Source organism: Nocardioides sp. T2.26MG-1 (genome assembly GCF_950101795.1).
Lineage (GTDB): Bacteria > Actinomycetota > Actinomycetes > Propionibacteriales > Nocardioidaceae > Nocardioides.
Genome location: NZ_CATNLZ010000009.1, coordinates 71132 through 93889 on the forward strand (window position 1 = coordinate 71132; position 22758 = coordinate 93889).

At 73.0% G+C, this 22758-nt stretch carries 27 protein-coding genes; 11 read left to right on the forward strand and 16 right to left on the reverse strand.

Translation table 11 applies throughout. The features are described 5' to 3' along the window. Positions 1 to 65 precede the first annotated feature (65 nt). Positions 66 to 905, forward strand: coding sequence for a septum formation family protein (locus QQZ14_RS08930; RefSeq protein WP_284533905.1), 840 nt, complete (start codon positions 66 to 68; stop codon positions 903 to 905). Beyond that, on the forward strand, positions 902 to 1744 hold the full coding sequence (locus tag QQZ14_RS08935; RefSeq protein WP_284533906.1) for a septum formation family protein: 843 nt from the start codon (positions 902 to 904) through the stop codon (positions 1742 to 1744). Before QQZ14_RS08930 ends, QQZ14_RS08935 begins: the two co-directional genes overlap by 4 nt. Here the strand turns inward: QQZ14_RS08935 and QQZ14_RS08940 are convergent. From QQZ14_RS08940 to QQZ14_RS08980, 9 genes are read right to left on the reverse strand one after another with little or no spacing between them, the layout of a single operon-like run. Next, a complete protein-coding gene (locus QQZ14_RS08940) occupies positions 1717 to 2124 on the reverse strand; it encodes a nuclear transport factor 2 family protein (protein WP_284533907.1) in 408 nt (135 codons plus the stop codon). The two genes, QQZ14_RS08935 and QQZ14_RS08940, sit on opposite strands and share 28 nt — an antisense overlap. Continuing rightward, complete coding sequence (gene era, locus QQZ14_RS08945) at positions 2124 to 3041, reverse strand: GTPase Era (RefSeq protein ID WP_284533908.1); 918 nt, start codon at positions 3039 to 3041, stop codon at positions 2124 to 2126. The genes QQZ14_RS08940 and era overlap by 1 nt, the downstream gene beginning before the upstream one ends. Further along, positions 3038 to 3859, reverse strand: coding sequence for a siderophore-interacting protein (locus QQZ14_RS08950; RefSeq protein WP_284533909.1), 822 nt, complete (start codon positions 3857 to 3859; stop codon positions 3038 to 3040). Before QQZ14_RS08950 ends, era begins: the two co-directional genes overlap by 4 nt. A 48-nt stretch (positions 3860 to 3907) precedes the next feature. Continuing rightward, positions 3908 to 5179, reverse strand: coding sequence for an SAM-dependent methyltransferase (locus tag QQZ14_RS08955; RefSeq protein ID WP_284533910.1), 1272 nt, complete (start codon positions 5177 to 5179; stop codon positions 3908 to 3910). Next, positions 5176 to 6561: an FAD-binding oxidoreductase gene (locus QQZ14_RS08960; RefSeq protein ID WP_284533911.1), complete on the reverse strand. Its 1386-nt coding sequence runs from the start codon at positions 6559 to 6561 to the stop codon at positions 5176 to 5178. The genes QQZ14_RS08955 and QQZ14_RS08960 overlap by 4 nt, the downstream gene beginning before the upstream one ends. A gap of 60 nt (positions 6562 to 6621) precedes the next feature. Next, positions 6622 to 6972 carry a cytidine deaminase gene (locus tag QQZ14_RS08965; protein WP_284533912.1) on the reverse strand — a complete coding sequence of 117 codons (351 nt, stop codon included), beginning with the start codon at positions 6970 to 6972 and terminating at the stop codon, positions 6622 to 6624. Further along, a complete protein-coding gene (locus tag QQZ14_RS08970) occupies positions 6965 to 8266 on the reverse strand; it encodes a hemolysin family protein (protein ID WP_284533913.1) in 1302 nt (433 codons plus the stop codon). Before QQZ14_RS08970 ends, QQZ14_RS08965 begins: the two co-directional genes overlap by 8 nt. 29 nt (positions 8267 to 8295) lie before the next feature. Further along, positions 8296 to 8745 (reverse strand): rRNA maturation RNase YbeY, encoded by a 450-nt coding sequence (gene ybeY, locus QQZ14_RS08975; protein WP_284533914.1) that lies wholly within the window; start codon positions 8743 to 8745, stop codon positions 8296 to 8298. Positions 8746 to 8752: 7 nt separating this feature from the next. Next, complete coding sequence (locus tag QQZ14_RS08980) at positions 8753 to 9778, reverse strand: PhoH family protein (RefSeq protein ID WP_284533915.1); 1026 nt, start codon at positions 9776 to 9778, stop codon at positions 8753 to 8755. A 101-nt stretch (positions 9779 to 9879) separates the two neighbouring features. Here QQZ14_RS08980 and QQZ14_RS08985 point away from each other — a divergent pair, with 101 nt between their 5' ends. Both QQZ14_RS08985 and QQZ14_RS08990 read left to right on the forward strand, forming a co-directional pair. Further along, positions 9880 to 10176, forward strand: a complete 297-nt coding sequence (locus QQZ14_RS08985; protein WP_284533916.1) for a hypothetical protein — start codon at positions 9880 to 9882, stop codon at positions 10174 to 10176. 14 nt (positions 10177 to 10190) lie between these two features. Then, complete coding sequence (locus tag QQZ14_RS08990) at positions 10191 to 10874, forward strand: class II aldolase/adducin family protein (protein ID WP_284533917.1); 684 nt, start codon at positions 10191 to 10193, stop codon at positions 10872 to 10874. Between the two features lie 9 nt (positions 10875 to 10883). Here the strand turns inward: QQZ14_RS08990 and QQZ14_RS08995 are convergent, their stop codons facing one another. Beyond that, positions 10884 to 12077 (reverse strand): hypothetical protein, encoded by a 1194-nt coding sequence (locus QQZ14_RS08995; protein WP_284533918.1) that lies wholly within the window; start codon positions 12075 to 12077, stop codon positions 10884 to 10886. Further along, positions 12074 to 12412: an HIT domain-containing protein gene (locus tag QQZ14_RS09000; protein WP_284533919.1), complete on the reverse strand. Its 339-nt coding sequence runs from the start codon at positions 12410 to 12412 to the stop codon at positions 12074 to 12076. Before QQZ14_RS09000 ends, QQZ14_RS08995 begins: the two co-directional genes overlap by 4 nt. Positions 12413 to 12483: 71 nt before the next feature. On the opposite strand from QQZ14_RS09000, the gene QQZ14_RS09005 reads away from it, so the two are divergent. The 4 genes from QQZ14_RS09005 to QQZ14_RS09020 are packed head-to-tail and all read left to right on the forward strand — an operon-like array spanning position 12484 to position 15822. Then, positions 12484 to 13011 carry a SigE family RNA polymerase sigma factor gene (locus tag QQZ14_RS09005; RefSeq protein WP_446740484.1) on the forward strand — a complete coding sequence of 176 codons (528 nt, stop codon included), beginning with the start codon at positions 12484 to 12486 and terminating at the stop codon, positions 13009 to 13011. Continuing rightward, positions 13008 to 13997 (forward strand): Gmad2 immunoglobulin-like domain-containing protein, encoded by a 990-nt coding sequence (locus QQZ14_RS09010; protein ID WP_284533921.1) that lies wholly within the window; start codon positions 13008 to 13010, stop codon positions 13995 to 13997. The genes QQZ14_RS09005 and QQZ14_RS09010 overlap by 4 nt, the downstream gene beginning before the upstream one ends. Positions 13998 to 14023: 26 nt before the next feature. After that, complete coding sequence (locus tag QQZ14_RS09015) at positions 14024 to 14920, forward strand: Gmad2 immunoglobulin-like domain-containing protein (RefSeq protein WP_284533922.1); 897 nt, start codon at positions 14024 to 14026, stop codon at positions 14918 to 14920. Then, positions 14917 to 15822, forward strand: a complete 906-nt coding sequence (locus QQZ14_RS09020; protein WP_284533923.1) for a winged helix DNA-binding domain-containing protein — start codon at positions 14917 to 14919, stop codon at positions 15820 to 15822. The genes QQZ14_RS09015 and QQZ14_RS09020 overlap by 4 nt, the downstream gene beginning before the upstream one ends. A gap of 43 nt (positions 15823 to 15865) precedes the next feature. Here QQZ14_RS09020 and QQZ14_RS09025 read toward each other — a convergent pair whose 3' ends face one another. Genes QQZ14_RS09025 through hrcA form a run of 3 tightly spaced genes read right to left on the reverse strand, consistent with a single transcriptional unit; the run spans position 15866 to position 18840 of the window. Continuing rightward, positions 15866 to 16606: a 16S rRNA (uracil(1498)-N(3))-methyltransferase gene (locus tag QQZ14_RS09025; protein WP_284533924.1), complete on the reverse strand. Its 741-nt coding sequence runs from the start codon at positions 16604 to 16606 to the stop codon at positions 15866 to 15868. Next, complete coding sequence (dnaJ, locus tag QQZ14_RS09030; protein WP_284533925.1) at positions 16606 to 17787, reverse strand: molecular chaperone DnaJ; 1182 nt, start codon at positions 17785 to 17787, stop codon at positions 16606 to 16608. The genes QQZ14_RS09025 and dnaJ overlap by 1 nt, the downstream gene beginning before the upstream one ends. 36 nt (positions 17788 to 17823) lie before the next feature. After that, the gene (gene hrcA, locus QQZ14_RS09035; protein WP_284533926.1) at positions 17824 to 18840 is read right to left on the reverse strand and encodes a heat-inducible transcriptional repressor HrcA; all 1017 of its coding nucleotides are present in this window, start codon (positions 18838 to 18840) and stop codon (positions 17824 to 17826) included. 132 nt (positions 18841 to 18972) lie between these two features. Here hrcA and QQZ14_RS09040 point away from each other — a divergent pair, with 132 nt between their 5' ends. From QQZ14_RS09040 to QQZ14_RS09050, 3 genes are read left to right on the forward strand one after another with little or no spacing between them, the layout of a single operon-like run. Further along, positions 18973 to 19833 carry an MBL fold metallo-hydrolase gene (locus QQZ14_RS09040; protein ID WP_284533927.1) on the forward strand — a complete coding sequence of 287 codons (861 nt, stop codon included), beginning with the start codon at positions 18973 to 18975 and terminating at the stop codon, positions 19831 to 19833. A gap of 17 nt (positions 19834 to 19850) precedes the next feature. Continuing rightward, positions 19851 to 20084: a hypothetical protein gene (locus QQZ14_RS09045; protein WP_284533928.1), complete on the forward strand. Its 234-nt coding sequence runs from the start codon at positions 19851 to 19853 to the stop codon at positions 20082 to 20084. Between the two features lie 49 nt (positions 20085 to 20133). Further along, positions 20134 to 20976 (forward strand): DUF3097 domain-containing protein, encoded by an 843-nt coding sequence (locus QQZ14_RS09050; protein WP_284533929.1) that lies wholly within the window; start codon positions 20134 to 20136, stop codon positions 20974 to 20976. A 4-nt stretch (positions 20977 to 20980) separates the two neighbouring features. Here QQZ14_RS09050 and QQZ14_RS09055 read toward each other — a convergent pair whose 3' ends face one another. Then, positions 20981 to 21460: a TM2 domain-containing protein gene (locus QQZ14_RS09055; RefSeq protein ID WP_284533930.1), complete on the reverse strand. Its 480-nt coding sequence runs from the start codon at positions 21458 to 21460 to the stop codon at positions 20981 to 20983. A 41-nt stretch (positions 21461 to 21501) separates the two neighbouring features. After that, positions 21502 to 22731, reverse strand: coding sequence for a radical SAM family heme chaperone HemW (gene hemW, locus QQZ14_RS09060; RefSeq protein WP_284533931.1), 1230 nt, complete (start codon positions 22729 to 22731; stop codon positions 21502 to 21504). Positions 22732 to 22758 lie beyond the last annotated feature (27 nt).

Sequence of the window (22758 nt, forward strand, 5' to 3'; positions counted from 1 at the left end):
GTACGATCACGCGGACCGTGGGCCCGCCGTACGACGGGGCCGTCCCGAACGCGCGAGGAGGAGCAGTGCCGCTGGCCGCACGTCGCCGCTCGCGCGCCGCCGCTCCCGCACCGCGCCTCGCACCGCGCCTCGCTCTGGGCCTCGCTCTGGGCCTCGCTCTCGCCGCCGTCCTCACCGCGTGCGGGGACAAGAGCGGATCCCCGTCGAGCTCCGACCAGCCGCCGACGCTGGGCGACTGCCGGGTGCTCGCCCCCGAGGACGTGGCGGAGCCGAGCAACGCGACCGAGCCCGTCGACTGCGCCGAGCCGCACACGGCCGAGACGTTCGCGGTCGGGCAGCTGCCGGGCACCTTCGACGACGTCGACTACGACGACGAGGAGCTCGGCGCCTGGGCCTACGAGACCTGCTCGAAGGCGTTCATGGCCTTTCTCGGCGCCGACGAGAGCCTGGTGATGCGCACGGTCGTGAGCTGGGCCTGGTTCCGGCCGTCCGAGGAGGCGTGGCAGGACGGCGCCCGCTGGTACCGCTGCGACATCGTCGGCGGCGGCGAGCAGAGCAAGGAGTACGTCGACCTGCCGACCACCGCCAAGGGCCTGCTGCTGGGCCGGCCCGAGGACCGCTGGATGGTCTGCGCCGACGGCCCGACCGTCGCGGGCTCGGTCAAGGTGCCCTGCACCGAGCCGCACCTGTGGCGCGCGGTGACGACGATCTCGCTCAAGAAGCTGGGCAACGACTACCCCGGCGACCGGCTGGTCGAGGTGACCACCCGCGACTACTGCTCCAACTCGGTCGGCGCCTGGCTGAACTACCCCGTCGACTACGACTTCGGCTACACGTGGTTCCACCAGGCCGAGTGGGACGCCGGCAACCGCCGGTCGGTGTGCTGGGCGAAGACCGAGCAGTGAACCGGCTGGTCGGCGGCCTGCTGGTCGCCTCGCTCACCGCCTCGCTCAGCGGGGCGCTCGCCGCGTGCAGCGGCGGCGACGAGCCGTCCACCGACCCGCGGCCGACGCCTTCGAGCAGCGCGCCGCCACCACCGCCCACCGCGACGCCGGCACCGGTGCCCGCCACCCGGTCGTGCTACCGGCTGTCGTACGACGAGGCCGTGGCCCCGACCACCGACCGGGAGCCGGTCGACTGCTCGGCCCGGCACACGTCGGTCACGTTCTCCGTCGGCCGCCTCGACACCCTCGCCGACGGTCACCTGCTCGCGGTCGACTCCGAGCGCGTGCAGGCCCAGATCGCCGCCGCCTGCCCGGCACGGCTCGCGTCGTTCCTCGGCGGGACCGCCGCGGACCGGCGGCTGAGCATGCTGCGGGCGGTGTGGTTCACCCCCGACGTCGAGGCGTCCGACGCCGGCGCCTCGTGGTTCCGCTGCGACGTGGTCGCGCTCGCCGCCGACGGTGAGCTCGCGCCGCTGACCGGTCGGCTCGAGGGCGTGCTCGACCGCCCCGACCAGCGCGACCGCTACGCGATGTGCGGCACGGCGGAGCCCGGAACCCGCGCGTTCGACCGGGTGATCTGCTCGTCGAGGCACTCCTGGCGGGCGGTCTCGGTCGTGCCGCTCGCCGAGGGCGACTACCCCGGGGAGAAGCAGGTGCGCGCGGCCGGCGAGGGGCCGTGCCGTGACGCCGGCGCCGCAGCCGCCGAGGACACCCTCGACTACCAGTGGGGCTACGAGTGGCCCACGGCCGAGCAGTGGGCCGCCGGCCAGCACTACGGGCGCTGCTGGGCGCCCGACTGACCGGTGAGCTCGGCCGCCATCCTCTCGATCACCTTCTGCAGGCCCGAGAACGGCCGCACCATCACGGTGAAGTCGGTGAGCCGCCCGTCCTCGCCCCAGGTCAGCATGTCGACGCCGTGGATCGTCAGCCCGTCCAGCTCCGCGCGGAACTCCAGCACGGCCGAGGTGTCGTCGTACCACTCGCGCACGTAGTGCAGCGTCGGACCGAGCACGGCGATCGCCGCGGAGAGGTACGCCGTGGTGAGCGCCCGGCCCTCCTGCGGTCTGTGCACGGCCGGCGAGCGGAACACGCAGTCGTCGGCGAGCAGGTCGGCGAGGCCGGCGGCGTCGTGCGCCTCGGCGATCGCGTGCCAGCGCACCAGCGGGTCGGGGCGGCCCATCAGAACCCCAGCTTGCGGAGCTGGCGCGGGTCGCGCTGCCAGTCCTTGGCGATCTTGACGTGGAGGTCGAGGTAGACCGGCGTGCCGAGCAGCGCCTCGATCTGCTGGCGAGCGCGGGTGCCGATGTCGCGGAGCCGGGCGCCCTTGGGGCCGATCATGATGCCCTTCTGGGAGTCGCGCTCGACGTACAGGTTGGCGTGGATGTCGAGGAGCGGCTTGCCCTCGGGACGCCCCTCGCGCAGGCCCATCTCCTCGACCACGACCGCGACCGAGTGCGGCAGCTCGTCGCGCAGGCCCTCCAGCGCGGCCTCGCGGACCAGCTCGGCGACCAGGATCTGCTCCGGCGCGTCGCTGAGGTCGCCGTCGGGGTAGAGCTGGGGACCCTCGGGCAGCAGCCCGACCAGCAGGTCCTCGAGCAGCTTGACCTGGTCGCCGGACCTGGCCGACACCGGGACGATCTCCGCCCACTCGGTTCCGGTCTCGACGCCGAGCCGCTGGATGTCGAGGAGGTGCTCGGCGATCCGCTCCGGGCTCGCGAGGTCGGTCTTGGTGGCGACCGCGACCTTGGTGGTGCGCTTGACCTTGGCCATCTCGTTGACGATGAACCGGTCGCCCGGCCCGACCTTCTCGTTGGCCGGCAGACAGACCGCGACCACGTCGACCTCGGCGAGCGTGGTCTTCACCAGGTCGTTGAGCCGCTCGCCCAGCAGCGTGCGCGGGCGGTGCAGACCGGGGGTGTCGACGAGCACCAGCTGGGCGTCGTCACGGTGCACGATGCCGCGGACCACCGTGCGCGTGGTCTGCGGCTTGTCGGAGGTGATCACGACCTTGCTGCCGACCAGCGCGTTGGTCAGCGTCGACTTCCCGGCGTTGGGGCGCCCGACGAAGGACACGAACCCGCTCTTGTGCTCGCTCATCGGTGGTCCCTCGCGGTGTGGTCCTGCTGGTGGTCGTGCTGGGCGTCATGCTGGGCGTCGTAGTCGGCCCAGATCTGCTCGTCGGTCTTGCCCTGCGCCTTGCCGGCCCGGTAGACCGGGCCCGGGTCGACTGCGCGCGGCTGACGCTGGGCACCGGCGCGCCAGTAGCCCATCACGTCGTACGCCGTGCTGGGCAGCCGGCGCTCCCGCATCAGGTGCTTGCGGATCGCGCGCATCTGCCCGGACTCGCCGGCCATCCAGAAGTAGCCCTCCCCCGCCGGCCAGTCGATGCCCTCGACCACCTCCGCGAGCCGGCTCTCGCCCTCGCCGGGCGGGTCCAGCCAGGTGACGGCGCTGCCGTCGGGCAGGTAGCCGGCCAGGTCGTCGGGCACCTCGGCCCAGATCCGCACCGGCAGTGGCGTCGCGCCCATCGTCTCGGTGATCCGCGCCATCGCGGGCAGCGCGGTCAGGTCGCCGACCAGCAGCAGCCAGGCGGCGCCCTCCGGCAGCGCGAACGACCCCTTGGCCTCGGTGACCGTCACCGTGTCGCCCGCGCAGTCACGGGCGGCCCACTCGGTGACCAGCCCGGTCTCGTGGACCACCACGTCGACGGTCAGCTCGCCACCCGTCCACGATCGCACCGTGTAGTAGCGGCTCTGGAACTGCCCGGGCACCACGAGCCCCACCCACTCGTCGGGGATCCCGGTGCTCTCGAACGCCGCCAGCCCGGGACCGCCGAGCGTCAGCCGGACCAGGTGCGCCGAGAGCTGCTCACGGCGCAGCACCTGCGCGTCGTACTGCCGGGCCCTGGTGCTCACGCGCCCAACCTAGACGTTGACCCGCCCGAAAGTTCCGGGCGGGTCAACTCAGAAGGTGTGGCGTAGCGGGTAGCCGCTCTCGCCGTTCCGGTCGGTCTTGGTGGCGAGCACGTGGTGGAGCTGGATCTCGTTGCGCTCGAAGGCCAGCCGCGAGCCGGCCATGTAGAGGCCCCAGACCCGGGCGGTCGGCTCGCCGACCTCCTCGACCGCGGCGTCCCAGTTCTCCTCCAGGTTGCGGCACCAGGCGGCGAGCGTCTTGGCGTAGTGCACCCGGAAGTTCTCCTCGTGCTGCACCTCGAGGCCCGCGTCCTGGGCCGCCGCGATGATCGTGCCCGAGCCGATCAGCTCGCCGTCGGGGAACACGTAGCGGTCGATGAACGCGCCGGTCTCGCGCGGCCGGTTGTCGTGGCGGGTGATGCAGTGGTTGAGCAGCCGGCCCTGCGGCCGCAGGTGGTCGCGGATCCAGCCGAAGTACGCCGGGTAGTTCTTCACGCCGATGTGCTCGGTGAGGCCGATCGAGGAGATGGCGTCGAAGCCGGACTCCTGGACCTGGCGGTAGTCCATGAACCGGACCTCGGCGAGGTGGTCGAGGCGCTCCTCCTTGATCGCCTGCTGGGCCCAGCTGGCCTGCTCGCGCGACAGCGTGACGCCGAGCGCCTTGACGCCGTACTCCCGCGCGGCGTGGCGCACCATGCTGCCCCAGCCGCAGCCGATGTCGAGGAGGCGCTGGCCCTCCTGCAGGTCGAGCTTGCGGGCGACCAGGTCGTACTTGGCGAACTGCGCCTCCTCGAGCGTCGCGTCCGCCGTCGGGTAGACCGCGCAGGTGTAGGTCATCGACGGGCCGAGGACGTACTCGTAGAAGGCGTTGGAGACGTCGTAGTGGTGGTGGATCACCTCGGCGTCGCGGTGCAGCGAGTGGCGCAGGCCCTCGACCGAGCGGCGCCAGCGCGGCAGGTGCTCCTCCGGGGGCGGCGGCGGGGGCTTGAGGTGCGAGACGCCCAGGCTGCGCAGGATCGCGATCGCCTGGCCGGGCGTGGGCGGGCGGAACTTGGTGTGGTTCTGCAGGAGCTTGAGCGCGTCGTAGGGGTCGCCGGGGTGGACGCCGTGGAGCACGAGGTCGCCCGAGACGTAGGCGCGCGCGAATCCGAGGTCGCCCGGCGCGGTCATCAGGTAGGACAGCCCGCGCTCGCTCACCAGCTCGAGCCCGAGCTCGGAGTCGGCGGGCCCGGTCGCGCTCCCGTCGTACGCCGTGAACCGCAACGGCATCCCGTCGCGCAGCAGCGAGCCGACCGCGTCACCGATGCTGATCTGCTGGCTCATCTCTTCTTCACCGCCTTGTCGTAGAGGCTGGTCAGCCTGTCCTGCGGGTCGTAGCGACCCTTCACCGTGGCGAGGTTGTCGCCGTCGTAGAGCCTGTCGAACGTCTGCTGGTCGTAGAAAGCCTCGCTGTAGAGCGATTTATGCCCGCCGAGCTCGTGCACGCGCCGCTCGATCGCGCGGTTGCGCGGCCCCTCGGGCGCCTCGGGACCGACGTGCACCGTGCCCCAGAACCCGACGTTGACGTAGACCTCGCCGGGCGCGAGGGGGTACGTCGGCCAGGCCCGTTTCGCGACCAGCGGGCACAGCCAGACCGGCCGCATGCCGACCTCGTCGTCGAACCAGTCCAGGAAGTCGGGCAGCCGGTCCACCGGCACCTCGACGTCCTGGATCACCCGCTCGCGCAGCGGGCGGCCGGCCCGGCGGTCGAGGCGGTCGGCGATGGAGAAGCGCCGGTCCAGGCCGAGGAGCTTGTGGTAGACGTCCGAGCGCCGCCAGCGCCGCGGCCAGAGCCGCCGGACCACGGGGTGCTGCGCGCCGAACGCGCCCGAGCACCAGAACCAGTCGGTGTCCCAGCGCCACAGGTAGTCGTACATGGTCAGCAGGTCTTCCCCAGATCCAGCGGAGCCGCGCTGTTGGATGGACCTGTAGAACACCTGCTGGCCCGCGTAGTCGCTCGTCGGGCCGCCGTCGTCGGTCCAGGTGGCGAGCGTGAGGTAGTACTCCCCCGGAGCGAACGCGACGCCGTCGAGGCCGTCGACGCGCACGCCGTCGTAGGTGCCGGACCCGACGATCTGCGCGACCGACTTCGCGAGCAGCCCGGCGTCGTCGAAGCGCACGTGGCGCAGCGCGACGTACGCCGGCACCGCCTCCAGCTCGATCCGCAGCCGAGTGGCGTAGCCGAGCGAGCCGTAGGAGTTGGGGAACGCGTCGAACAGGTCGGCGTGCTCGCCGTCGGGGCCGGGCCGGCAGGTCACGACCTCGCCCGCGCCGGTGAAGACGTCCATCTCCAGCACCGACTCGTGCGGGAGACCACTGCGGAAGCTCGTGGACTCGATGCCCAGTCCGGTCACCGCGCCGCCGAGGGTGATCGTGCGCAGCTGCGGCACGACCTTGGGGATCAGCCCGTGCGGCAGGGTCGCGTCGACCAGGTGCTCGTAGGTGCACATGCCCTGCACGTCCGCGGTCCGCGCGAGCACGTCGACGGAGATCACCCCGTCGAGGCCGGAGACGTCCAGACCGGGGGCGCTGGTGGCCGCGCGCGGGCGGAACAGGTTGGAGGTGCGCTTGGCCAGCCGCACCGGTGCGCCCTCGGGTATCGCGGCGTAGGAGGACCGGAGACGCTCGACGGCGGCGTCGTGTGCCGCCCAGCCACGCAGACTCACGGAGGTAAAACCTACTCCACCCGTGTGTGGCGTGGGTTTCGGACGCTTAAAGTCCAGAGGTCAGGTCGTGACGGTCTCGGTCACCGCGCCCCGCGGGTCGCCGCGGTGCACGACCACGCCGGCGCCGCCGAGGTCGCGCAGCGCGTCCAGGTCGGCCGGTGCGAGAGCGCCCGCCTCGGTGAGCACGACCGCGGCCTCGAGGCCCTTCGCGCCGCTCGCGACCGCCATCGCGACGCACACGCCGGCCGCCGAGACCCGCAGCGACGGCAGGTCGACCGTGGCGGCGGCGTAGGTGCGTCCGTCGGCGTCGCGTACGGCGGCGCCCTCCGCGGCACCCGTCCGCGCGCGGGTCGCGCGGGCCAGCGTCACGAGCTTGTGGTCCTCCGCCGAGAGCGTGTCCCGGTCAGTCATCGCCGTTCTCCTCCCCTGTCGTGTCGTGTCCGCCGCCGTCGACCCGGCCGATCAGTACGGTGCCGATCTTGTTGCGGCGGCCCGAGACACCCTCCGCCTCGAACCGCAGGCCGTGTGCCTCGACCGTGGAGCCCGCGATCGGCACCCGGCCCAGGTGCTTGGCCATCAGGCCGCCCACGCTGTCGATGTCCTCCTCCTCGACCTCGAAGCCGAACAGCTCGTCGAGGTCGTCGATCGGGTAGCGCGACGAGACCCGCACCGACCCGTCCTTGAGGGTCTCGACCTCCACGCCCGCCTCGTCGTACTCGTCGGTGATCTCGCCGACGATCTCCTCGAGCACGTCCTCGATCGTGACCAGGCCGGCGGTGCCGCCGTACTCGTCGACCACGACCGCGATGTGCTGGCGCATCGCCTGCATCTCCGAGAGCAGCGCGTCCACGGGCTTGGACTCGGGCACGAAGTGGGCCGGGCGCATCACCTCGTCGATGCGCTGGGTGAACTCCACGTCGGGGGCCTCGAAGTCGCGGCGCACGATGTCCTTGAGGTAGGCGATGCCCACGACGTCGTCGAGGTTCTCGCCGATCACCGGCACCCGGGAGAACCCGCTGCGCAGGAACAGCGAGAGCGTCTGGCGCAGGTTCTTGTAGCGCTCGATGTAGACCACGTCGGTGCGCGGCACCATCACCTCGCGGGCGATGGTGTCGCCGAGCTCGAAGACCGAGTGGATCATCCGCCGCTCGCCGGACTCGATCACCGCGGACGCCTCGGCGAGGTCGACCAGCTCCCGCAGCTCGGTCTCGGTGGAGAACGGACCCTCGCGGAAGCCCTTGCCCGGCGTGAGCGCGTTGCCGACCAGGATCAGCAGCCGCGGCAGCGGCCCGAGCACGGCGGTGACCGTGCCGAGCGGCGCCGCCGACAGCAGGGCGATCCGCTCGGAGTGCTGCCGGCCCAGGGTGCGCGGGGCGACGCCGATCGCGACGAACGAGACCACCAGCATCACGCCGATCGTGGTCAGCGCGCTGGGCCACCAGGAGCCGTCGTACGCGTGGTCGGTCTCGAGCGCGACCAGCGTGATCGCCGCGATCTCGCACAGCAGCCGCAGCAGCAGCGCGGTGTTGAGGTAGCGCGGCAGGTCGTCGAGCAGCGCGACGAGCCGGCGCGCGCCCGGACGTCCCTCGTCGAGCAGCTCCTCGGCACGCGCCCGCGAGAAGCTCGACAGCGCGGCGTCGGCGGCCGAGAACAGGCCGGCGAGGACGACGAGCAGGGCCGCGGCGACCAGCAGCCAGACGCTCACGGGGCCATCACGGGGTCATCACTGGGTCATCACTGGGTCCGCCAGGCCGCCAGGAGCTCGTCCTGCAACCCGAACATCTCCCGGTGCTCCTCCGGCTCGGCGTGGTCGTAGCCGAGCAGGTGCAGGATGCCGTGCACGGTCAGCAGCTCGATCTCCGCGCCGGTGCCGTGCCCGGCGGCCTCACCCTGGCGGGCGGCCACGTCGGGGCAGAGCACGAGGTCGCCGAGGACACCCTCCTCGGGGTCCTCGTTGACCAGGCCGGGTCGCAGCTCGTCCATCGGGAAGGCGAGCACGTCGGTCGGCCCCTCCTTCTCCATCCACTGCTGGTTGAGCTGCGCGATGGTCGGCTCGTCGACGGCCTTGATGCACAGCTCGGCGAGCGGGTGCACGCGCATCCGGTCCATGACGAACCGGCTGAGCTCGGCCAGCCGCTTGACGTCGAGCTCCCGGCCCGACTCGTTGAGGATCTCGATGCTCATCGGGGGCTCAACTGCGCGCCTGCTTGAGGTCCTGCGAGCGTCCCGAGCGGGCGTCGTGCTCGTCGTACGCCGCGACGATCCGCCCGACCAGCTTGTGGCGTACGACGTCGTGGCTGGTGAGCCGGTTGAAGCTGATGTCCTCGACCTCGTCGAGGATCTCCTCGACCGCCCGCAGCCCGGACTTCTGCCCGATGGGCAGGTCGGTCTGGGTGACGTCGCCGGTGACCACGATCTTGGAGCCGAAGCCGAGCCGGGTCAGGAACATCTTCATCTGCTCGGGCGTGGTGTTCTGCGCCTCGTCGAGGATGATGAAGGAGTCGTTGAGGGAGCGGCCGCGGAGGAACGCCAGCGGCGCGACCTCGATGGTGCCGGCCGCGAGCAGCTTGGGGATCGTCTCGGGGTCGATCATGTCGTGCAGGGCGTCGTAGAGCGGCCGCAGGTAGGGGTCGATCTTCTCGCTCAGCGTGCCGGGCAGGAAGCCGAGCCGCTCGCCGGCCTCGACCGCCGGGCGGCTGAGGATGATCCGGTTGACGTTCTTGGACTGCAGCGCCTGCACGGCCTTGGCCACCGCGAGGTAGGTCTTGCCGGTGCCGGCCGGGCCGATGCCGAACGTGATCGTGTGCTTGTCGATCGAGTCGACGTAGCGCTTCTGGTTCAGCGTCTTGGGCCGGATCGACCGTCCGCGGTTGCTGAGGATGTTGAGGCTGAGCACGTCGGCCGGGCGCTCGGTCGTCTCGGTGCGCAGCATCGAGATCACCCGCTCGACGGTCTCGCTGGTCACGCCCTGGCCGGTGCGGATGATCGCCACGAGCTCGTCGATGAGCCGCTCCGCGAGCGCGACCTCGCCGGGCTCGCCGTACAGCGCGACGCGGTTGCCGCGGACGTGGATGTCCGCGTCGAAGGCGCCCTCGATGATGCCGAGGAACTCGTCGCCGGGGCCGAGCACGCTGACCATGTTGATGCTGTTGGGGACCACGACCGTGTGCCGCGTCGCGGTCGCGGGACGGTCCCCCGTGTGGTTGCTGTCAGTCATGGAAGCCCCGGGCTGGGGCACCTCTCCGGTAGGCGATCGAGCCTCTCCATCGTACGGGCTGGCCCACGGCCGGCCCAGTGAGTTGCGAGTAGCGTGGCCGCATGTACCGGGGAGGGCATGGGGACGATGCGTACGGCGACGACCCGTACGCCGAGGACCGGGAGCCCGACGACGACCCCGACCACCCCGCGCCGCCGTACTGGTTCGCCGGCCAGCACCTGCCGCCGGACGCGCGCCGGATGGGCCTGACCCACCACGTGCCCGACGGGGCGATCCTCGACTTCGCCGGCCGCCTGGACTCCGCCAAGCTCGGGCACCGGGTCACCGCCTGGGCGCTGCTGGCGCTGTTCGGGCTGCCGGTCGTGCTCTCGGCGCTGCGCGTCGTCTACGTCTGGTGAGTGACGATACGTCCATGACCGCGCCCCCCTCCGACGACTCCCGCAGCCGCGCGTGCCACGACGTCGCCGAGACCGGACGGCGGCTGGCCGCCGCCGGCCTGGTGATCGGCACCGCCGGCAACGTCAGCCTCCGCTTCGACGGCCCCAGCGGCCCGGAGGTCGCCATCACCGCGACCGGGGTCGTGCTCGCCGACCTCGACCCGGCCGGGGTGAGCGTCCTGGACCTCGACGGCCGTCGGCTCGCGGGCGACCTCGCCCCCACCTCGGAGCTCGAGCTCCACCTCGACGCCCTGCGCGAGCGCGGCGGCGCCGTGGTGCACACGCACTCACCGGCGGCCACCGCGGTGTCCCTCGTGGTCGACGAGCTGCCCTGCGTGCACTACCAGCAGCTGGCCATCGGCGGCGCGATCCGGGTGGCGCCGTTCGAGGTCTTCGGCTCCCCCGAGCTCGCCGCCGCCGTGCGTGCCGCGCTGGCCGGCAAGCAGGCGGCGATCCTCGCCAACCACGGGACCGTCGCCCTCGGCTCCGACCTGCGCAAGGCCGCGGACAACGCGCTGCTACTGGAGTGGGCGGCCGACCTCTACGCGCGGGCGGCAGCGATCGGCACGCCGCGTGCGCTCAGCGAGGCCCAGCAGGTCTCGGTCATCGAGGTCGCGCTCGCGACCGGGTACGGAGCGCCCCGGGCCGCTGGGCCCTGATCGACCGACTCAGTCGTCGAACGCGACCTGCAGCATCCCCAGGCACATCTCGTCGGTGGAGCCCTCGGCCCAGATCACGTAGCGGTCCGGGATGCCCTCGAACGCGGGCAGCACGTCGCGCAGCCACTGCACGTGGTGGCAGGTGATCCGCACGGTGTCGTAGGGCGCCAGGCGCACCGGCTTGATCGGCCTCGTGCCCTGGTCGTCGAAGTCCCAGACCGGGATGTCGAGGATGGTCCGGGCGTCGGGGGTGTCCGGGTCGACCTCGATCTTCAGCGACCGGCCGAGCAGGTGCATGTGGCCGGCGACGCCCAGGATCGTCATCGGCCGCCCGACCGTGCGCGTGCAGGTGGTCGTGGTCGAGGCCTTCGCCTGCGTGCCGCAGAGCAGGTGCAGCAGGCTGTTGGTGCTGCCGGCGGCACCGAAGCGGGCCATCACGTCGGCGACGGCCGCGTCGCGGTCGCACAGCGGCGAGTCGTCGTGGGCGGGGCGGCACGGCATCTCCACGGGCGCCGGCGTGAGGTAGGTGTGCAACGGGGTCAGGTCGCGGTCGGCCGCCATCCAGCGCAGCTGGGTGCTCGAGGTGTCGGGCGCGGCGCCCTGGAGCAGGTTGTAGTGCACCTGCATCACGATGCGCGAGCCCGCGTCGAGGCGGACGCCGTACCCGTCGCGGACCTTGGTCTCGTCGCCGCCCGGAGCCCAGGCGGCCAGCCAGGAGGCGTCGTCGATGTTGGAGAAGTCGCCGGCGATGCCGGTGCCGCCGAAGCAGGTCCAGCCCTCGCCGGGGGCGCTCGCGTCGAGCGACTCGGCCTCGGCGACCTTGTCCGGCGGGATGCGGAACAGGATCACGTGGTGCACGACCTGCGGGTTGCCGGGCAGCACGTCGCTGCCCGTGAGCCAGACGTCCCGGTCGAGACCCGGGTCGAGCAGGAAGCAGCGGTAGTCGTCGGTGCCGACCCCCGTCGGCGCCGAGGGCGTGTAGGCCTCGGGCATGGCGAGCGTCATCCGGTGCTCGCCCGGGCGCAGCGGCAGCCGCTTGCCCCGGGGTACGGCGGCCAGCTGGTCGGCCTCGGCCTGCGGCGGGTCCGCCGGCTGGAGCAGGTCCTGCGGCGAGCCGGTCCTGCGGTCGTCGCCCTCCGAGACGCACGCACCCAGCGCGACGACCAGCAGCCCGGCGAGCAGCCCGGCGGCGGCGCGTCTCATCCAGGCGGCCAGGTCATCGCCCGACCCGCGAGCACGTGCAGGTGGGTGTGGAACACGCTCTGCCCGACGCCGGGACCGGTGTTGAACACGATCCGGTAGTCGTCGTGCCCCTCGGCGGCCGCGACGGCCGCCGCCGTGGTCACCAGCTCCGCCGAGGCCTGCGGGTCGGCCGCGGCCAGCTCGGCGGCGTTCGCGTGGTGGTCCCGGGGGACGACCAGGACGTGCATCGGCGCCTGCGGGTTGAGGTCGCGGAACGCCACCGTGCGCTCGGTCTGGTGCACGACGTCGGCGGGGATCTCCCCGGCCACGATCTTGCAGAACAGGCAGTCCTCCACGAAATACCTCCTGGTGATGAGGTCCCGAGCGTAAACCGGATGGCGGCCCCAGGCGTGCCACTAGCGTGACGATGGTGACGGACCGGCCCGTATGGACCGCGGACGAGGCGCTCGAGCAGCTGTACGCCGCACACTGGCGCCGGCTCGTGCGCCTCTCGGTGCTGCTCGTGCACGACCAGGGTCTTGCCGAGGAGATCGTGCAGGACGCCTTCGTGGCCGTCCACGGCCGCTGGGGGCGGCTGCGCGACCCCGACCGCGCCCTGGCCTACCTGCGTCAGGCGGTCGTGAACCGGTCGCGCTCGGCCCTGCGCCACCGCGGCGTCGAGGCGAGGTACGCCGCCCGGGAGATGAACTCGCCCGACCGGCGCGCCGTACCCGGCGCTGACGAGCCCGCGCTCGTCGACGCCCGCCGGGACAGCGTGCTCGGCGCGATGCGCGCCCTGCCGCAGCGCCAGCGCGAGGTGCTCGCGCTCCGCTACTACCTCGACCTGTCCGAGTCCGAGATCGCCGACACGCTCGGCATCAGCCGCGGTGCGGTGAAGAGCCACGCATCTCGTGGCGCCGCCACGCTGCGGTCCCTGCTCCAGGAGGACCTGTGAACACTCCCCGGTCTGACGACCAGCTCACCGAGCTGCTGCGCGACGCCGTGGCCGGCATCGAGCCGACCGACCGGCTCGTCGCGATCCGAGCCCGCACCGCTGCGCCCCAGCGCGCTGCCGCACGGCCCTGGTTCTACGCCGCCGCCGCGACCGCACTCGCCACGGCAGCGACCGTCGGGGCGTTCGCGCTGCTGGACGGCGACGACGCCCCCGAGCCCGGACCCAGCCACCACAGCCACGCGGTCGACCCGACGCCCACGCCGTCCGCGCACTCGGTGCCGGCGTACTTCGTCGGCGAGACGCCGCGCGGGCTGCGACTGTTCCGCGAGTACGACGTCCGCACGGGAACCGCCGGCCTCGACGACGCGATCGCCGAGCTGCAGGAGACCCCGGACGACCCCGACTACCGCACGCTGTGGCCGGCCGGTTCGCTCACGTCCGTCGGCCAGCGCGGCGACGTCTACACCGTCCAGATCGGGGACGCCTCGCTGCACGACCGCCCGGCCGGCATGAGCCCGGAGGAGGCCGGTCTGGCCATCGAGCAGGTCGTCTACACGGTGCAGGCCAATGCCCACGGCCGAGTGCCGGTGCAGTTCCTGCTCGACGGCAACCCGATCAACGAGGTGTACGGCGTCCCGACGTCCGAGCCGCTCGGGAACGCGCCGCAGCTCGAGGTGCTGAGCCTGGTGCAGGTCAACGACCCGGTCGAGGGCCTCGAGGTCTCCGGCTCGTTCACGGCCCGGGGTGCCGCGAGCTCGTTCGAGGCGACCGTGCCCTGGCAGATCCTGGACGGTGGGACCGTCGTCAAGGAGGGCTTCGCCACCGCCAGCGGTTACGAGGGGCGGCTCTACCCGTGGGAGACGACCATCGACGTCTCCGACCTGGCGCCCGGCGAGTACACGTTCGCCGCGATGACCGACGATCCCTCGGGCGGCGCGGAAGGCGCCGAGCCGTTCGTCGACACGCGCACGATCACCGTCCGTTGAGGACCGGGAGCCGAGAGGATTGAGCCATGAGCACCCGCAGCCGCCTCGTCGCCCTGCTGTCCGCCGCCGTCGTCGGCCTCGGGGCCCTCGCCGGCTGCGGGAGCGACGACACCAAGGCCGAGGACCCGACCCCCGCCAGCGGCTCGACCAAGGACGCCGGCGGCACCGGGACCACGGAGCCGTCGGAATCCTCCGAACCGTCGGCCGAGACCGTCGCCGTACCGGTCTACTTCGTCGGCGACACCCCGCAGGGCCCGCGGCTCTACCGCGAGTTCCGGCAGGTCCCGGCCGCCGACCCGGCGGCCGAGGCGCTCGCGCTGATGACGTCAGGTGACGCTCTCGACCCCGACTACCGCACGCTCTACCCGGGCGGATCGTTCGCCGGCGTGCAGATCGACGCCGACCCGATCGTGGTGAGCCTGCCCGACGAGAGCTGGACCACCATGCCGGACGGCATGTCGGAGGACGACGCGCGGCTCGCCGCCCAGCAGCTCGTCTACACGCTGCAGGGCGTCGCCCAGGCCCGCTCCTCGGTCGAGATCCAGCTCGACGGCGCCCCCGCCGACCTGTTCGGCCTCGGCGGCGAGCTGTCCAACGAGCCGGAGATCGACGTCCGCGCCCTGGTCAACGTCACCACCCCCGAGCAGGGCGGAGTCGTCAGCGGCACGTTCGCCGCGAGCGGGGTGTCGAGCTCGTTCGAGGCGACCACGCCGTGGGAGATCCAGGCGGCCGGCGGCAAGGTCGTCAAGAAGGGCTTCGCCACCGCCGAGGGCTGGATGGACAAGCTCTACCCCTGGGAGACCGAGGTGGACGTCTCCGACCTCGCGCCCGGCGACTACACGTTCGTCGCGATGACCGACGACCCCTCCGGGGGCGAGGGCAAGGGCCCGACCCAGGACTCCAAGACCATCACGGTGCAGTGAGACTCACCCCTCGTCTGCTCAACCGCACCCTGCTGCGCCGCCAGCACCTGCTGGAGCGCAGCGACCTCGGCCCGCACGCGATGGTCGCGCACCTGCTCGGGCTGCAGGCGCAGGAGTCGATGTCGCCGTACCTCTCGCTGCACGCGCGGCTGACGCCGTTCGACCCGTACGCCGTCAGCCGGGCGCTCGAGGACCGCTCGCTGGTGCGGCTGCTGTCCATGCGCGGCACCATCCACCTGCTCACCCCCGATGACGCGCTGACGCTGCGGCCGTGGACGCAGGTGGTGATGGACCGGGGACAGCGCAACCACGACGAGGAGGTGCCGCAGCTCTCCCGGGCCCTGGTCCAGCGGCCGCCGCGCGGCACCTGGAAGGGCGGCGGGGGCGTCGACTACGCCGACCTCGTCGAGTGGGTGGGCGCGCCGCTGCGCGAGCCGGACGTGCCGGAGATCGTGCGCCGCTACCTGCGGGCCTTCGGGCCGGCGACCGCCGCGGACGTCACCGCCTGGTCGGGCGTGACCCGGCTCGGTCCGGTGGTCAACGCGATGACGGACCTGGTCCGCCACGAGGACGGTGCCGGCAAGGCGCTCCTCGACGTGCCCGACGGGTTGCTCGCGGAGGCCGACGAGCCGGCACCGGTGCGGCTGCTCGGCACCTACGACAACCTCTGGCTCTCCCACGCGGCGCGCGACCGGGTCGCCACCCCCGAGAACCGGCGCCGCTGGATGGGGCCGAACGGCGGCACGGGCATGGTCGTGCTCGTCGACGGGATGATCGAGGGCCTGTGGCGGCGGCGCGACGACTTGGTCGAGGCGGTCGAGACGTTCCGCGAGCTCACCCGCCGCGAGCGCGCCGAGCTCGACGAGGAGGTCGGCCGGGTCGAGGAGCTGCTCGGCGTCTGACCGACGTTGACCCGCCCGAAAGTTCCGGGCGGGACAACGTCGGTCAGCCCCAGCGCGACGTCCGCGACAGCAGCGCTGCGACCGCGGCGACACCGGCGGTGGAGGTGCGCAGCACCTCGGCGCCGAGCCGCACCGGCACGGCGCCGGCAGCGGTGAACGCCTCGACCTCCTCGGGGGTCAGACCGCCCTCGGGACCGACGACGACCACGATCCGGCCGGTGTTCGTGATCTCCACGGACGCCAGCGGGAGCGACGCCTCCTCGTGGAGCACGACCGCGAGGTCGGCGCCTGCGACCAGCTCCACGACGTCCGCCGTGGCCGCCAGGTCGGACACCTCGGGGAACCACCACCGGCGCGCCTGCTTGGCCGCCTCGCGCGCCGTGGCCCGCCAGCGGGCCAGCGACTTGGTGGCGCGCTCGCCCTTCCACACCGCGACGCTCCGCGACGCCGCCCACGGCACGATCTCGGCGACGCCCACCTCGGTGAGGACCTCGACCGCGAGCTCGCCGCGGTCGCCCTTCGGGATCGCCTGGACGACGACCACGGCCGGCGCGGGGGCGTCGTCGGTGCGGACCCACTCGACCGTCACCACGAAGACCCGCTTGCCGGTCGAGGCGACCGGGCCCTGCACCGCCGTACCGGCACCGTCGGTGAGCACGACCTGCTCGCCCACCCGCAGCCGGCGGACGGCGACCGCGTGGTGCGCCTCGTCCCCCTCGACCGTCACCTCGGTCCCGGCGACGATCCCGGCAAGGTCGGGGACCAGGTGGACGGGCAGCGTCATCAGTGGGCGTTGAACGCGTCGCGGAGCCGGCCGAAGACCGACTTGGAGCTCGGGCGCACCTGGCCGGTGGGGGTCTCCTCGCCGCGCACCGCGGCGAGCTCGCGCAGCAGCGCCTCCTGCTGGGCGTCGAGCCGGGTCGGCGTCTCGACCAGCACGGTGACGACCAGGTCGCCGCGCCCGCCGCGCAGACCGGGTACGCCGCGTCCGCGCAGCACCTGCTCGGTGCCCGACTGGGTGCCGGGGCGCACGTCCAGCTCGAAGGACGTCTCCAGGCCGGAGCCGGTGTCGCTGTCAGACTCCAGGCCGGCCTGCACGTCGGCCTCCAGCGTCGGCAGCGTCAGCGTGGTGCCGAGCGCCGCGGCGGTCATCGGCAGCGTGACCGTGCAGTGCAGGTCGTTGCCGTGCCGGGTGAACGTCTCGTGCTGGGCGGTGTGGATCTCGACGTACAGGTCGCCGGCCGGGCCGCCGCCGGGTCCGACCTCGCCCTCACCGGACAGCTGCACGCGGGTGCCGTTGTCGACGCCCGGGGGGATCCGCACGGTGAGGTTGCGGCGCGAGCGCACCCGGCCGTCACCGGAGCACTCCCGGCAGGGCTCGGGGATGATCGTGCCGAACCCGCGGCACGCGGGGCACGGGCGCAGGGTGCGGATCTCGCCGAGGAACGACCGCTGCACGTGGGCCACCTCACCGGCGCCGTGGCAGGTCTCGCACGGGATCGGGTGGGTGCCCGCCGCCGTACCCTCGCCGCCGCAGGTGCTGCAGCGCACCGCGGTGTCGACCTTGATCTCCTTGGTCACGCCGAACGCTGCCTCCGCGAGCTCGACCTCCAGCCGGATCAGCGCGTCCTGGCCGCGCCGCTCCCGCGGCCGCGGTCCCCGGCCGGCGCCCGCGGCGCCGCCGCCGAAGAACGCGTCCATGATGTCGGTGAACGAGAACCCCGCGCCCTGGCCGAAGCCGCCGGCGCCGCCGAACGGGTCGCCGCCGCGGTCGTACGACGCGCGCTTCTGCGGGTCCGAGAGCACCTCGTAGGCCAGGGAGACCTCCTTGAAGCGCTCCTGGGCGTCCGGGTCGGGGTTGACGTCGGGGTGGTACTGGCGGGCCAGTCGCCGGTAGGCCTTCTTGATGGCGTCGGCGTCCGCGTCGCGGCCGACACCGAGAAGCTCGTACAGGTCCTGACTCAACGTGTGTTCCTTCGGGGGGTTGCTTGGGTCGGGGGCTCAGGCCTCGTCGAGGATCCGCGAGACGTAGCGCGCTACGGCGCGGACCGCGGCCATCGAGCCTGGGTAGTCCATGCGGGTGGGGCCGACGATGCCGAGGCGCGCGAACGCCTCCTCGCCGGGCCCGTAGCCGGTCGCCACCACGCTGGTGGAGGAGAGCTCCTGGTAGGGGCCCTCGTGGCCGATCCGGACGGTGAGGAGCTCGCCGGAGTGGGCCTCGCCGAGGAGCTTGAGCAGCACCACGTGCTCCTCCAGCGCCTCGAGCAACGGGCGGACGGCCGAGTCGAAGCTGTCGCCGAACCTGGCCAGGTTGGCGGCGCCGCCGACCGCGATCCGCTCGTCGGAGCGGTGGTCGGACATCGCCTCCACGAGCACGTCGACCACGGCCCGCGTCACGGTGGTGCCGCCGTCGTCGGGCACCAGGGCCCGCAGGGCGGTGGCGGCGTCGGCGATGATCTCGCCGATCGCGGTCCGGTTGACGAGGTTGCGCAGGTCGACGAGCTCGTCGTCGCCGATCTCCGCACCGAGCTCCACGAGGCGCTGCTCGACCCGGCCGGTGCTGAGGATCAGCACCACGAGCAGCCGGGTGGGCGCGAGCGCCACGAGCTCGATGTGCCGCACGGTCGAGCGGGACAGCGTGGGGTACTGCACGACCGCGACCTGCCGGGTCAGCTGCGCCAGCAGCCGGACCGAGCGCTGCACCACGTCGTCGAGGTCGATCGCCCCGTCGAGGATGGTCGCGATCGCCCGCTTCTCCGCCGAGCTCATCGGCTTGATCGTCGTCAGCCGGTCGACGAAGAGCCGGTAGCCCTTGTCGGTCGGCACCCGGCCGGCGCTCGTGTGCGGCTGGGTGATGTAGCCCTCGTCCTCGAGGGCGGCCATGTCGTTGCGGACGGTCGCCGGGGAGACCCCGAGCCCGTGCCGCTCGACCAGCGCCTTGGAGCCGACGGGCTCCTCGGTCGCGACGTAGTCCTCCACGATCGCGCGGAGTACGGCGAGCCTGCGCTCCTCCTGCACCCGCCCCACCTCCTCACGTCCCGCCGCCCGCCTGGGTGACCCGGCGGGCTGGCACTCGAAAGTCCTGAGTGCCAAGACTACTAGGCGGGCCACCGTCGTACACCGCGACGCGGGGCCGCCTAGGCTGACCGGGTGGCATTCACAGAGGTCGCCGATCGGGTCTGGGTCGCGCGCTACGAATGGTTCGACGTCAACGTGACCCTGGTGGGGGGCGGGCGCGGGCTGCTCGTGGTCGACACCAACGCCTCGGCGACCGCCGCCCGGGCCGTGGTCGAGGACATCCGGCGGCTCGGTGCCGGGGAGGTCGTCGCGGCCGTGAACACCCACGAGCACTTCGACCACACCTTCGGCAACGGCGAGCTGCGCTCGGCGTACGGCCCGATCCCGATCCACGCCCACGAGGTCGCCGCCGAGCGCACGGTCCCGGCCGGCGAGCGGATCAAGGCGCGGTACGACGCGGAGCCCGACGACCCGCACCGCGAGGAGGTGCAGGCGACCGAGCTCGTCCCGGCCGACACGACGTTCTCCTCCGCCGTCGCCCTCGACCTTGGCGACCGGATGGTCGAGCTCGTGCACCCGGGGCGTGGGCACACCGCCGGCGACCTGATCGTCCGCATCCCGGACGCCGACGCGCTGCTGGCCGGCGACCTCGTGGAGGAGTCGGCGCTGCGCGGCTCGGTCCCCGGCTTCGGTGGCGACTGCTACCCGTTCGACTGGCCGTTGAGCCTCGACGTGGTCCTGGCCCTCACCGGCCCCGGCTCCGTGGTCGTCCCCGGCCACGGCGCGCCCGTGGACCGCGACTTCGTCGAGGAGCAGCGCGACCGGATCGGCGTCGTCGCCGAGACCATCCGCGACCTCGCGAGCCGCGGCGTCCCGCTCGCGCAGGCGCTCGAGGTGGGCGAGTGGCCGTTCCCGCGCGAGGACCTCGAGGACGCCGTACGCCGTGGCTACGAGCAGCTGCCGCGCAGCCAGAAGCGCTTGCCGCTGGTGTGAGCGGGTACGTCGCGGCTATGAGCAGTCACGACGACGAACCCGTGGGCGGCATCTCCGACGAGCAGCTGCCCGAGGACCTCCGGCCGACCGAGGACAACCCGCTGGCCCAGCCGCTCAGCGGCGACGAGGCGAAGTCGCCCGAGGAGCTGGACATGCAGGGCGGCAAGACGCCCGAGGAGTCCGGCGACCGGCCCGAGGACGACGAGGACGACGAGGACGACGAGGCCGACGAGGCCGAGTCCGAGGGCTGACGGCGTGCCCTCCCCCGCGTTGTCGGCGCCCGCGCCTAACCTGGCGCGGGTGAACGACCGCTACGGATCCGACGTCCTGGCCACCGACTGGCGCGCCCCCAAGCGCGGCCGCGCCGTGGAGACGCCCGCCGCGCTCGGCGCCGTGGTCGAGGAGGTCACCACCGACTGGTGCGGCGAGATCGTCGCGGTCGACCGCGACCTCGACACGCTGACGCTGGAGGACCGGCGCGGCAAGCGGCGTACGTTCCCGCTCGGTCCGGGCTTCCTGCTCGAGGGGCGCCCGGTGATCCTGGTGCCGCCGCCGCGGGCCGGCGCGCCGGCCAAGCCGACCCGCACCGCGTCGGGGTCGGTGGCGGTCCACGGCGCCCAGGCGCGGGTCGCCCGGGCCAGCCGGATCTTCGTCGAGGGTCGTCACGACGCCGAGCTGGTCGAGAAGGTCTGGGGCGACGACCTGCGCATCGAGGGCGTCGTGGTCGAGTACCTCGACGGCGTCGACGACCTCGGCGACCAGCTCCGCGCCTTCGGGCCGGGTCCCGACCGCAAGGTCGGGGTCCTGGTCGACCACCTCGTGCGCGGGTCCAAGGAGAGCCGGATCGCCCAGGCCGTCGCGGCGTCGCCGGTCGGCAAGCACGTGCTGATCGTCGGCCACCCCTTCATCGACATCTGGGCCGCGGTCAAGCCCGACCGGCTCGGGCTGACCCGCTGGCCCGACGTGCCGCGCACCATCGAGTGGAAGAAGGGCGTGTGCCAGCACCTGGGCTGGCCGCACCGCGACCAGGCCGACATCGCCCGCGCCTGGAAGCACATCCTCGGCAAGGTCTCGTCCTACAACGACCTCGACCCGGCCCTGCTGGGCCGGGTCGAGGAGCTGATCGACTTCGTGACGGTCTGACGGATCAGCTGCGCAGCGGCCTGCCCTGCACGTCGACGCTGTCGGTGGCCAGGATGATGATGCCGTCGATGAACGGCCACAGGCCGCCGATGCCGCAGGTGAAGATCGTCACCAGCAGCTGCCAGACGCCGGTCTTGGTGTCGCCGATGTAGAACCGCCCGATGCCGAGCGGGATCAGGATCTGCAGCAGGCCGGCGACCAGCTTGGACTTGTCGGAGTAGGGGATGCCGGTCACCGGGTGCACGCCGTACGGCGCGGCCGCGCTGGCGCCGTACGGGACGCCGCCGGCGGGCGGCGGGTAGCCGCTGGGCTGGCTGTAGGGCGGCGGCGCGGCCTGGCCGTAGGGAGGCGGAGCCGGCTCGCCGTAGGGCGGCGGCGGAGGCGTCTGACCGGGTGGTGGTGGGGCTTGCTCGCCGTAGGGCGGCGGGGTCGGCTGTCCCTCGGACTGCTGGGAGGGATCCGGGTTCTCTGGGCCAGTGCTCATGCTCGACACCCTAGGACCCGGCGGCCCTCGGGCGTCGCAGATCAGGGGAGGAGATCGCGCACAACCGCGTCGGCGAGCAGCCGCCCGCGGCGGGTCGGCACCAGCCGCTCCCCGACCTGGTCGACCAGGCCCTGCGCGACCAGGCCCGGGACCGCAGACCGGCCGGTGGCCTCGAGCACCTCCACGGGCAGTCCCGCGCTCAGGCGGAGCTCGAGCAGGACCCGCTCCACCCGGCGGCTCTCCTCGTCAAGCACCTCGCGCGCGTGGGCCGGGGTCACCCCGGAGGCGACGCGGTCGGCGTACGCCGCCGGATGCTTGACGTTCCACCAGCGCACCCCGCCGACGTGGGAGTGGGCGCCCGGCCCGACACCCCACCAGTCGCCGCCGGTCCAGTAGAGCAGGTTGTGCCGGCAGCGGCTGGCCTCATCGCGCGCCCAGTTGGAGACCTCGTACCAGCTCAGGCCCGCCGCGACGAACCGCTCGTCGGCCACCAGGTACTTGTCGGCCAGGTCGTCCTCGTCGGGCATCGGCAGCTCGCCGCGCTTGACCCGACGGGCGAGCGCGGTGCCGTCCTCGACGATGAGCGAGTACGCCGACACGTGGTCGGGCCGGCAGGCGAGCGCGGCCTCGACGCTGGTCTCCCAGTCCGCGAGGGACTCCCCCGGCGTGCCGTAGATCAGGTCCAGGCTGATCTGCTCGAAGCCGGCCTGCCGGGCCCAGTCGACGACCGCGGGCACCCGCAGCGGGTCGTGGGTGCGGTCGAGGACCTTCAGCACGTGGTCGACGGCGGACTGCATGCCGAAGGAGATGCGGTTGAACCCGGCGCCGCGCAGCTCCTCGAGGTCCCAGAGCGCGACGCTGTCGGGGTTGGCCTCGGTGGTGACCTCCGCGCCGTCGGCGAGCCCGAACTCCGCGGCGATCGCGGCGACCACCGACCCGAGGTCGCCGGGGCTGAGCAGGGTGGGCGTGCCGCCGCCGAAGAACACCGTGTCGACCGGGAGGTCGGCGTCGCCCAGCACCCGGCGGGCGCGGCGTACCTCCGCGATCGCGGCCTCGGCGTACGTCGCCCGGCTGGCGCCGGGCGCACCGCCGGCCGGGCCGAGCTCCTCGGCGGTGTAGGTGTTGAAGTCGCAGTAGCCGCATCGCACCGTGCAGAACGGCACGTGCACGTAGAACCCGAACCCGCGCTCCCCCACGTGCTCCAGCGCCCCCTCCGGCAGCGACCCGTCCTCGGGCACGGGATCACCAGGGGGCAGCGCGGACGGGGGCACCGCCCCATCCTCCCACCCCGTTGACTC

Bases quoted from the DNA above. Each gene is read 5' to 3' on its own strand.
- QQZ14_RS08995 (WP_284533918.1), bottom strand. From the start codon at position 12,077: ATGAGACGCGCCGCCGCCGGGCTGCTCGCCGGGCTGCTGGTCGTCGCG.
- QQZ14_RS08965 (WP_284533912.1), bottom strand. From the start codon at position 6,972: ATGACTGACCGGGACACGCTCTCGGCGGAGGACCACAAGCTCGTGACG.
- QQZ14_RS08985 (WP_284533916.1), top strand. From the start codon at position 9,880: ATGTACCGGGGAGGGCATGGGGACGATGCGTACGGCGACGACCCGTAC.
- QQZ14_RS08990 (WP_284533917.1), top strand. From the start codon at position 10,191: ATGACCGCGCCCCCCTCCGACGACTCCCGCAGCCGCGCGTGCCACGAC.
- QQZ14_RS08940 (WP_284533907.1), bottom strand. From the start codon at position 2,124: ATGGGCCGCCCCGACCCGCTGGTGCGCTGGCACGCGATCGCCGAGGCG.
- QQZ14_RS09055 (WP_284533930.1), bottom strand. From the start codon at position 21,460: ATGAGCACTGGCCCAGAGAACCCGGATCCCTCCCAGCAGTCCGAGGGA.
- QQZ14_RS09025 (WP_284533924.1), bottom strand. From the start codon at position 16,606: ATGACGCTGCCCGTCCACCTGGTCCCCGACCTTGCCGGGATCGTCGCC.
- QQZ14_RS09045 (WP_284533928.1), top strand. From the start codon at position 19,851: ATGAGCAGTCACGACGACGAACCCGTGGGCGGCATCTCCGACGAGCAG.
- era (WP_284533908.1), bottom strand. From the start codon at position 3,041: ATGAGCGAGCACAAGAGCGGGTTCGTGTCCTTCGTCGGGCGCCCCAAC.
- QQZ14_RS09005 (WP_446740484.1), top strand. From the start codon at position 12,484: ATGGTGACGGACCGGCCCGTATGGACCGCGGACGAGGCGCTCGAGCAG.
- QQZ14_RS08980 (WP_284533915.1), bottom strand. From the start codon at position 9,778: ATGACTGACAGCAACCACACGGGGGACCGTCCCGCGACCGCGACGCGG.
- QQZ14_RS08955 (WP_284533910.1), bottom strand. From the start codon at position 5,179: ATGAGCCAGCAGATCAGCATCGGTGACGCGGTCGGCTCGCTGCTGCGC.
- QQZ14_RS09015 (WP_284533922.1), top strand. From the start codon at position 14,024: ATGAGCACCCGCAGCCGCCTCGTCGCCCTGCTGTCCGCCGCCGTCGTC.
- ybeY (WP_284533914.1), bottom strand. From the start codon at position 8,745: ATGAGCATCGAGATCCTCAACGAGTCGGGCCGGGAGCTCGACGTCAAG.